This is a genomic window from Actinomyces dentalis DSM 19115, from assembly GCF_000429225.1.
In the GTDB taxonomy this organism is placed as follows: domain Bacteria; phylum Actinomycetota; class Actinomycetes; order Actinomycetales; family Actinomycetaceae; genus Actinomyces; species Actinomyces dentalis.
The window spans coordinates 1-8,737 of record NZ_KE386866.1 but is presented as its reverse complement, the minus strand read 5'-3'; the positions used below and the strand labels follow the sequence as shown (position 1 = coordinate 8,737).

General features: G+C 70.4%; 9 protein-coding genes. 3 read left to right on the top strand and 6 right to left on the bottom strand.

What is annotated here, in order from left to right; all coding sequences use genetic code 11:
- Nucleotides 1-287: 287 nt before the first annotated feature.
- The 4 genes from G446_RS0114295 to G446_RS0114280 all read right to left on the bottom strand — a co-directional run bounded on the left by G446_RS0114295 (nucleotide 288) and on the right by G446_RS0114280 (nucleotide 5,766).
- Entirely contained in the window at nucleotides 288-983 is a 696-nt protein-coding gene (locus tag G446_RS0114295) for a response regulator transcription factor (protein WP_026410636.1), read from the bottom strand.
- Nucleotides 980-2,206 carry a sensor histidine kinase gene (locus tag G446_RS0114290; protein ID WP_245574734.1) on the bottom strand — a complete coding sequence of 409 codons (1,227 nt, stop codon included), beginning with the start codon at nucleotides 2,204-2,206 and terminating at the stop codon, nucleotides 980-982. Before G446_RS0114290 ends, G446_RS0114295 begins: the two co-directional genes overlap by 4 nt.
- 227 nt (nucleotides 2,207-2,433) lie before the next feature.
- Entirely contained in the window at nucleotides 2,434-2,835 is a 402-nt protein-coding gene (locus G446_RS0114285; RefSeq protein WP_026410634.1) for a hypothetical protein, read from the bottom strand.
- A 204-nt stretch (nucleotides 2,836-3,039) separates the two neighbouring features.
- Nucleotides 3,040-5,766 carry a lysylphosphatidylglycerol synthase transmembrane domain-containing protein gene (locus G446_RS0114280; protein ID WP_026410633.1) on the bottom strand — a complete coding sequence of 909 codons (2,727 nt, stop codon included), beginning with the start codon at nucleotides 5,764-5,766 and terminating at the stop codon, nucleotides 3,040-3,042.
- A 271-nt stretch (nucleotides 5,767-6,037) separates the two neighbouring features.
- Here G446_RS0114280 and G446_RS0114275 point away from each other — a divergent pair, with 271 nt between their 5' ends.
- Both G446_RS0114275 and G446_RS18305 read left to right on the top strand, forming a co-directional pair.
- Nucleotides 6,038-6,235: a CopG family transcriptional regulator gene (locus tag G446_RS0114275; RefSeq protein WP_245574733.1), complete on the top strand. Its 198-nt coding sequence runs from the start codon at nucleotides 6,038-6,040 to the stop codon at nucleotides 6,233-6,235.
- A 511-nt stretch (nucleotides 6,236-6,746) separates the two neighbouring features.
- Nucleotides 6,747-7,367, top strand: a complete 621-nt coding sequence (locus G446_RS18305; RefSeq protein WP_051286048.1) for a GNAT family N-acetyltransferase — start codon at nucleotides 6,747-6,749, stop codon at nucleotides 7,365-7,367.
- 13 nt (nucleotides 7,368-7,380) lie between these two features.
- Here the strand turns inward: G446_RS18305 and G446_RS0114265 are convergent, their stop codons facing one another.
- Both G446_RS0114265 and G446_RS0114260 read right to left on the bottom strand, forming a co-directional pair.
- Entirely contained in the window at nucleotides 7,381-7,794 is a 414-nt protein-coding gene (locus G446_RS0114265; protein WP_026410631.1) for a hypothetical protein, read from the bottom strand.
- Nucleotides 7,795-7,932: 138 nt separating this feature from the next.
- Nucleotides 7,933-8,208: a hypothetical protein gene (locus G446_RS0114260; protein ID WP_245574738.1), complete on the bottom strand. Its 276-nt coding sequence runs from the start codon at nucleotides 8,206-8,208 to the stop codon at nucleotides 7,933-7,935.
- A 216-nt stretch (nucleotides 8,209-8,424) separates the two neighbouring features.
- Here G446_RS0114260 and G446_RS0114250 point away from each other — a divergent pair.
- The coding region (locus G446_RS0114250; protein ID WP_211228317.1) for a transposase family protein at nucleotides 8,425-8,737 on the top strand (313 nt) is incomplete at its 3' end.

Sequence of the window (8,737 nt, the reverse complement as noted above, 5' to 3'; positions counted from 1 at the left end):
CCGGCCCGCCCGCTTCAGGGAGGACCGCCGGAGTTCCCGGACGCCGCCCCTCAGGGATTCATCGAGGCGGACGCGCTGAAGAACTCCGGCGGTTGATATGGGGAAGTGTCATCGCCGATGACGGGGGAATATCACCAACGACGCAGGAAACGCCACGGATTCCACGGGAAGGGGTTGAACATGGCCATGATGGGCTCCTTTAGAAGGGGGTACTTTCAACAAGACGTATCGTGCAATGAGGTGATAACTAGTTCATCGGTCAATTGACCGAACCGGCCGGACGAAGGTCAGACAAGCCGGTTGCGCAGAGCGTGGACAACGGCGCCCACGCGGTCGTGCACGCCCAGCTTGGCGATGAGGGTGGACACGTGCGTCTTGACGGTCGCCTCACTCAGACCCAGGCGGTGGGCGATCTGCTTGTTGGACAGGGCGTCCACCATGAGGGTGAGGACCTCGTGCTCGCGCGGGGAGAGCGTGACGCCGGGCGGCAGGGCGTTCGGAGAGGGCTTGCTCGGCGCGACCCCGACCGGTTGCAGCAGGTGCGGCGCGACATCCCCGTCATTTGTCTGACGTCTGCTGATGATGGCGGAGGAGGTGGGTGAGAGCACCATGTTTCCGGCCGCGACGTGCCGGATGGTGGTGGCCAGGGCGGAGACTGGGTCCTCCTTGGCGATGAAGCCGCGCACCCCGGCGGCCAGGGCGCGATCGAGGATGGCGTCGGCGACGAAGGTGGTGAGAATGAGAATGGCCAGTTCGGGGCGGTCCTCGTGAAGGGCCTCCGCCAGGGCGATGCCGTCGAGCCGGGGCATTTGGATGTCGAGGAGGAGGACCTCGACGGGGTTGTCCGGCGCCTGCAGGGCGGCCAGGGCCTCCTCGCCGTCGCGGGCCGACCAGACGATGCGAACGTCCTCGGTGGTGGCCAGGAGGTCGGTCAGGGTGTGGCGGACCAGGGCGTCGTCGTCCGCGAGTCCGACGTTGATCATGCAGTCTTCTCCAGGGGTGTGGGATGGGTTCGGGGTGTGGGGAGCGGAATGGTGGCGGTGGTGATCCACGCGTTGTCCTCGGCCAGGGTGGTCAGGGTGCCGTCGATGGCGGCCAGGCGCTCGCGCATGCCGAGCACCCCGACGCCCGAGCGGGGCAGGCGCGGCACCGCCGAGCCCACGCCGTTGGTGGTGACGAGCCGGATGACCTCCGGACCCAGGCTGAGGGTCACGGTGACGGGGCTGGCCGGGTCGCCGTGACGGATGATATTGGCGCTCATCTCCCGGGCCACGCGCGAGAGGGTCGTCGCCTGGAGGCGGCTGGGGCGCGCCTCGCCCAGGCACCGGTAGGTCACCTCGAAGCCGGCGGCGGTGATGTCGTCGCTGATGACCCGGATGGCCTCGCCCAGGTCGGTGACCGCATGGCCGAGCCCGGTGGAGGTCTCAATCGATCGGCCGAGGGCCGGTTCGGTCTGGCGCAGGGTGCGCAGGAGGAGGCGCAGCTCGTGGAGGGCGTCGGAGGCGGTGGACTCCAGGGCCATGAACTCCTCGCGGACCTCCGGGGGGTAGCTCGCGTCCGTGGCGGCCCGCTGGGCGCGCAGGGCGGTCTGGGACATGGAGTAGGCGACGAGGTCGTGCATCTCCCGGGCGATCTCCAGGCGCATGTCCTCCAGCCGGGCGGCGGCGCGCTGGGAGTCGGCCAGCCGGGCGGCCTCCGTGGCGCGCAGGAGGATCCCGGTGGGGAAGAACGCGAGCGCCATGAAGACGAAGAAGAGGAAGGAGTACACGCCGTCCATGGGAGCGGCGAGGACGGCGATCTTCAGCAGCAGGGCCAGCAGGCTCACCAGGGTGATGGTCAGGCCGGGCCAGAACCTCAGAAACCGGCCCAGGAAGATGAAGAAGGCGGCCTTGGTCATCAGCATATTGGTGACGTGGGCGTTCGGGAGGGCGAGCATCACGAGCCACAGCAGCAGGTAGGCGGCGGCGCCGGGAGCAGGGCGCAGGGGGGTCGCCATGAGCACGGCGAGGGCGAGCACCATGCAGGTGAGGTCGGCCGGCGTGACCGCCGATCCCGTCTGCATGATGTTAACTACGAGGTTCGCGATCCCGGCGATCGCCCCGATGGCGATGTAGGCGCGCCGCCCCGGCGGTCCGCCGGAGGGGCCGGTCAGGGCCGTCCGGATGTTGGCCGCCAGGGAGGCGCGGATCACGTGCAGTGCGCTCACCTTGTTCTCCCGTCGAAGCACCAATGGCTGGGAGCAACCTTAACAAGAGGCAACGAAAGGCTGGAGGCGGTGCGCCCCGCGAACTCGCGGGCGGTGCCCGAACCCGTCCCGGCGGCCGGTGTCATGGGCGTCATGGGGCCGCGGAGGGACGGCGCCGCACGACGAATTGTCCAAATCGTGTTCGGATGCCCCAGCATGACGAGGTTGCGGATGACGGTGAACGGCGTTCAGATGCGGCCGGTGGACAGGAGGGATCCCCACCAGCCGTAGGGGATCTCGAGGTCGCGCCTGGCGGCGAGCTCGGCCAGGGCCCAGCTCTTGCCCGTCAGGCGGGCCAGTCCGACGTCGAGGAAGAAGACGACGCCGGTCACGATCGCGATCTGAGAGAGGGTGAAGTGCTCGAGCACGATGGCGATGAGGCACACCCCGATCATGGCGCAGGATCCGGCAACGGTCACGGTCTGGATGAGGTCGCGCAGATCTTCGGACAACTGGGCGTCGGTGGTGAACTCGGCGCTGACGGCGATGGTGCGGCGCAGGTGCTGGCGCGAGACGCGGAAGGCGACGATCGCGATGACTCCTGCGATCGCAACAGTACTTACAGCACCGATCATGGCCTCGAGGCTCATGGGGAATCTCCTTGGGATGGGGTGCTTAAGTACACGCGCACCGGGGCCCATGCGCATCGGCCGGCCGACCGAGCCGATCGGCTGAAACCCCAGTGGGCCGATCGGCCGATCCGATCGGCGGAATCGCGCTCGAAGCGCCCTGAAAGGCGGAGTCCTTCCGTCGATCGGCCGAGGCGATCGACGGCGCCGGGCGTCGCAAACCCTTTACAGGCTTCCCGTCCTCTGGAGTCGCCGCAGGCTGAGCCACCCCACGGGGATCGGGATCCAGAAGGTGACCAAACGGTACACGATCGCGGCGGACAGGGCCACGCCGCCGGGCACGCCGGCGGTCGCCAGGCCCGCCGTCAAAGCGATCTCGACGGGTCCGATGCCGCCGGGCGCGGGCACCACCGAGCCGACCGTGTTGGAGGCCAGGTAGGTGATGGCCAGCACCGAGAAGGGCAGGGTGTAGCCGAAGGCCCACAGGCTCGCCGCGAAGGAGAGGACGTAGCTCAGGCTCAGCAGGACCGTGCCGGCGGCGCCCAGCGCCAGTCGGCCCGGGTTGGACAGGATCCACATCAGCCGCGGCCACACCTGCCGGTAGGTGGGCTCCGCCTTCGCCCACAGGAAGGAGCGCACCCTCGGAATGACCAGGGCCACCGTCACAACGGCCACAAGGCCGGCGGCCGCCACCATGACCCAGCCCGAGGGCAGGGACAATCCTGTGGACTGGCCGGTCGTCGCCGCCAGAACAATGAGGAGGACGACGGTGACGACGAATTGGATGATCTGCACCAGGGCGACGGTGGCCACGCCCACCGGCGTCGGAACGCCTTTGCGGTTGAGAAAACGCAGATTGATGGCGGCACCGCCCACCCCCGCGGGCGCCACGAGGGAGACGACCGAACTGGCCAGATGAACCTCGGTGGAGGTCCATATGCTCAGTTTCGTCGGGGACAGGGCCACCAGGGCCAGGCCCGCGCCCAGATAAGTGGCCAGTGAGAAGGCGAGTGCGCCCAGGATCCACCAGATATTCGCCTGGGCGATGACGGTGCTGATCTGCTCGAAGTTCATCCGCGCCAACAGCGTCCACAGGGCCACCATGCCGACGACGGTGACAATGACCGTGCGCGGGGAGAAACGGGCCAGCTTGGCCGGCTCGGCGTGGGCGGTCGGGGTCAGGGCGACCAGGGCGTCGCGCAGCTCCTGGAGGAGCCTGCCGCGCCGGCCCATCGCCTCCCGCGTGGAGGAGGGCAGGACGACGCGCTGGAGCATGGGGGCGATGGAGGCCAGCTGAGAGGCGCTCAGGGTCCGGGAGGCGGAGGCGATGGCCCGCTCCGCCCCCGCGCCCGAGGCGACCAGGGCGAGGGTCTGGGCCAGGTCCACGCGGCGCGACAGCTCGTTGGAGATGGTCTCCCCGGCGTCCCAGTCCAGCAGCCACACCCGGCCGCCGGCGTCCACGACGACGCTGCCGCCGTCGATCGCCCGGTGCGCCAGGCCTGCGGCGTGGGCGCAGCGGATCTGCTCCCACAGGTCGTCGAGGACGGACTCGGGGACGTCGGCGCCCAGGGAGTCGAAGGAGCGGGCGCCCACGACGTGCTCGGTGACCAGCAGCATCGATTCCGCCGCCTCCGCCATGCCCAGCAGCCGGGGCGTGCGCACCCCGGCGCGGGAGGCCTCCAGGGTCATGAGGGCGGCGTGCTCGGCGGCGGGGCGCACCGACATGTCCCGCGTGGGGGACAGGCCCTTGACCCGGATCCGGTCCCACAGGGTGGACAGGAAGCCGGCGACCTGACGGTCGGCGTCGAGGACGGTGACGTCGCGGCGCACGCCGCCGGAGTCCCACACGGCGTACAGGCGGTGCACCGAGGCGCGCCCCTCCGCCAGGGCGGTGCTGTGCGCCTGGGACAGGACCTTGGCCAGGTCGACGTCGTCGGCCTGCGTGATCGTATTGGCCTCCGGATCGCGTGCGGGGGTCGACAGCGCCGGCGGCTCGGCGTCGTCGGCCTGCGCGTCCCCGGTGACCGGCGCGGCCAGCGGGTTCTCCCGCACCTGCTCGGTGTAGCCCAGGGGGGCGTCCGTCGTCACCGTCCAGGCCCGGGCGCGCGGGGCGCGGTCCATGCGCACCACGCACACCGCGTCGAGACCGGCGCGGCGCAGCGCCCGCACCAGCGGGATGCCGTGCGCCCGGTGGTCCTCCACCCCCAGGATGTAGCGCATGACGAGTCCGACGGCGCGTCCGAGCAGGACCGACAGGATCGCCCCGGACAGGGGCAGGGCGCTGCGCAGCACGGCCAGGCCCACGATGACCCACATGCTCGCCCATCCGTAGCGCACCGCCGGCACGGACCGGCGCTCGCCGGCGCCGGTGAGCAGACCGGCCAGGGCCGCGTAGGTCGCCGAGATGCCCAGCTGGGCCGAACCGGCGCCGGTGACCGTCAGGCCGGCGAGCAGCGAGGTCGGGGCCCAGGTGCGCAGCGCGATGTAGGCCGTCACGCCGAACAGCCAGCCGCCGACGGCCCCCAGAGCCGCTTGAACGGAACTGCGCCAAGAGCGCCGCAGGATCCGTCCCAGCAGGACGGCCACGGGGATGATGAAGGTGGCCAGGCCCTCGATGGCCTGGAGGGGGAAGACCAGGACCTGGCGCAGGACCACGGCGAGGATGTTCTGCACGTCCTGGGTGACGCCGGTGGTCGTCTGGTGGGCGTAGACCGCCAGGATGAGCATGGACAGGGAGCCGATCGTGGACAGGACCAGGTCGAGCAGGTCCTCGACGCGGCGCAGGCGCCGGGGCGAGGCGTCGACCAGAAGGGTGTGGGAGCGGATCGTCGACGGCGGGCGCGGTGCGCGCACGACGGCGGGGGCGATGCCGACGGTGGGGAGCCCGACCGGCGATGTCGCGGGGATGGGTGCGACGGCATCGGGCGTCTCCGAGGGAGGTGCATCGCTCATGCCCGGGAGTCTACGGTCTGCTCGTTCCGCTCGTTCCGCGTCGCCTCGACCCCCGATTCGCGAGACCGGCGGAGGAGTCACGCCAGACCGGCGGGAACGGCGCACGGGGCGCACACTTATCCACAGGCTGTGGATGGTGGGGCGGCTCGGCGGCCCCGCGGGGCGAGGGCCGCGCGGGAATCGCCGCCGCGCCAAGGGGCTCGCCCGGGACTCGCCCGGCGCGAATCGGCTGGAGCACGTGATACCACCTTGGTATCGTGCCCATGTGGCGATGACACTACGACTGACTCGCGAGGACGAGCGCATCCTGGCTGAACTGGCCGAGGCCGATGGCATCAGCCGTCAGGAGGCGACGGTGCGGGCCATTCGCGAGGCGGCGGCTCGGCGAGGTCACGACCGCAGGGTCGGCGAGGCCTCCGCGCGGGCCCGCGTCCGGTACGCCGACGTCCTGGACCGGCTCGGAAGGTGACGGAGTCACCTTGACGTCGAGGATCTTCTGACCCTGGCCGCCGACTCGAGGCGCCCGACGACGACGCCCATGCCCTGGTCATGGCCGTGGCCGACGGCCGGTATTCCCTGAAGGAGGTCGCCGGGGCGCTCGCCGCCTGGGCGTCGAGGTGACCGATGACGGGCGGGCCGTCCGGATGGCCCGCCCAAGTTCTTCCTCGGCGGTGCTCCGGCGCCAGGCGGCGAGCCTGGCCGCCATGAGTGGGGGAAGGGCGACGTTCTCGTCCTCGGGCTCGGGCTCATAGGACTCGAAGGCGTCGGCCAGCTCGTCGGCGTGCGCCTCGATGTCCTCAAGGGAACGACGGGTCACGGTGTCTCACCTCGGGTACTTGGATCGGGCTGGGCGCATGGACGTCAGCGATGGCTACGGTACCGTGCCGGGGGCGCGGGGTGGGCCGGCCCGGAGCCGGGGTGATCGCCGCGGCCGCCGTCGCCGCGCTCGTCGATGGGGCGGCACCGCTTAGGGTGGGCGCATGGCAGATACCGACGTCGTCGTCCGTCCGCCCACCGCCCCCGAGCAGCGCCGGTGCGAGACCCTCATCAGGGAGGCCTTCTGGGACGTCTACCGGCCCGGGTGCATTGAGCACCTCATCTGGCGCAGGGCCATGGCGGGGCACCCCGATGCGCTTCCCCACCTGATCCTCGTCGCGGACCGGGGCGGTGAGCTCGTCGGGTGCACGATGAGCACGCGCGCGTGGGTGGAGGCGCCCGACGGCCTCTCGCGCACGCCCGTCGTCGGGGTGGGCCCCATCGGGGTGGTGCCGGGCGAGCAGCGCCGGGGGATCGGCTCCAGGCTCATGGAGGCGACCATGGATCGTGCGCGCCGCGATGGCGAGCGGGTGGCCCTCCTCTTCGGCGCCCCGGCCTTCTACGGCCGCTTCGGCTTCCAGGAGGCCTCCCGGTGGGGCGTGACGACGGCGGAGGGCGACAATTTCCCGGCCTTCATGGCGGCGGAGCTGGTGCCCCACGGCCTGAGGGGCGTGAGCGGGCGGTTGATCGAGAGCCCGCTGCTGGAGGTCGATGAGCCGGCGGCCGGGGATGCCGACGCGGCCGTCGAGGCCCCGCCGGTCACGCGGGCGGAGGCTCGGCCCTGACCGGCGGCTGCGCTCAGCGCGCCGGGCGCAGTCGCGCCGTCGGCAGCGGCAACTCGATGCCGCCGACGAGGTCCACGGCCTTGGCGACGTCGGCCGATATGTCCTCCATCGCCCTGGCGACGACGACGCGGTCCCGGTGGACCTCGCGGATCCTGACGCGCGTCCAGGTCGCCCCGCCCGCCGACTCGTCCTCCTGAAGGAGCCAGTCCTCCGCCAGGAACCGCAGACCGACCCCGTCCAGGGTCGCCTCCGCCTCGTCGAGGTCCATCGCCCCGCCCCGGCGGACCCACAACCGGTCGTAGGGGATGAAGCGGCCGTCGGGGCTCATCTCGATGTAGCCCACGTGCTCGCCGTCCTCGCGGCGCAGGTGGTCGAAGACGTTCTCGGGCGCGGGTCGGTCGGCCTGCGGCTCGGATGGGACGCTCATTCCCGCGAGGCTACCAGCCCGTGAGAACTCGACCCGGTTCGGTGGCGCAGCGGTTGCCGGCGTGGTCAGATCCTCCCCAGGCAACGAGTGGCTGGTCCTGCGGGCGGGGGCGGCGGTCGTGGACACCGAAGATCTTCCTCAGGCAACGAGGGGCTGGTAGCGCTGACGGGCATCCTCGCCGGTGATTCCGACCATGTTCCCAATGGCCGCCCAGGACATACCGGCGACCCGAGCGCCTCTGATGGCGTCAAGGACATGTCGTTCGGCCTGCGCCTGTTCGGCGATCGCATCACGCAAGGCGGTCAATGCGGCCACGTCGATCTCGTCGGCCTCGACCGGCTCGTAGTCCTCGAAGCGAGCGGCCAGCTCGTCGGCATGTGCCAGGATCTCGTCAACAGTGCGGGGCATCATCATCACCTCAGAAACTTCTCACGGGCACGCATGGCGTGGACGATGACGATTGCGGTCATGCCCTGGATGTAGCCAACCTCGAGAATAAGAGCAGCCTGGAAGGTTATTCTGGGTGTGTCCCAGGTCATTTCCGGGGGGCGATATGGTGATGGCCCACTCCCGTGGGGTATCATGGGCGTGAAAGATATATCCCCATGACCCCGGAAGGAGTGGGCCATCATGATGGAGTGTACCACGGGATTGACCGATGATGAGTTCGACGGGCTGCTCGCCTGGCTGCGCGAGGAGGGTGTTGAGGGTTATCCGCCGATCCTGGGCCTGTCCGGGTCTTTGCGGGCGACTTTGATGTACCTGCGTCAGAACATTGTGCAGGCGGTGATCGGAGAGATCCTGGGCGTGTCGCAGCCCACTGTTTCGCGGGCCATCAAGGCCCTGACGGAGGCGCTCTCCCGGACCCTGGCGGTCCTGCTGCTCACCGCGGAGGAGGTGCCCCGGGACTGCGACTACGTGGTGGACGGCACCCTCTTCCCCT

Coding starts and splice junctions, on each gene's coding strand:
- G446_RS0114295 (WP_026410636.1), bottom strand. CDS start 983: ATGATCAACGTCGGACTCGCGGACGACGACGCCCTGGTCCGCCACACC.
- G446_RS0114285 (WP_026410634.1), bottom strand. CDS start 2,835: ATGAGCCTCGAGGCCATGATCGGTGCTGTAAGTACTGTTGCGATCGCA.
- G446_RS0114280 (WP_026410633.1), bottom strand. CDS start 5,766: ATGAGCGATGCACCTCCCTCGGAGACGCCCGATGCCGTCGCACCCATC.
- G446_RS0114275 (WP_245574733.1), top strand. CDS start 6,038: ATGACACTACGACTGACTCGCGAGGACGAGCGCATCCTGGCTGAACTG.
- G446_RS18305 (WP_051286048.1), top strand. CDS start 6,747: ATGGCAGATACCGACGTCGTCGTCCGTCCGCCCACCGCCCCCGAGCAG.
- G446_RS0114265 (WP_026410631.1), bottom strand. CDS start 7,794: ATGAGCGTCCCATCCGAGCCGCAGGCCGACCGACCCGCGCCCGAGAAC.
- G446_RS0114260 (WP_245574738.1), bottom strand. CDS start 8,208: ATGATGATGCCCCGCACTGTTGACGAGATCCTGGCACATGCCGACGAG.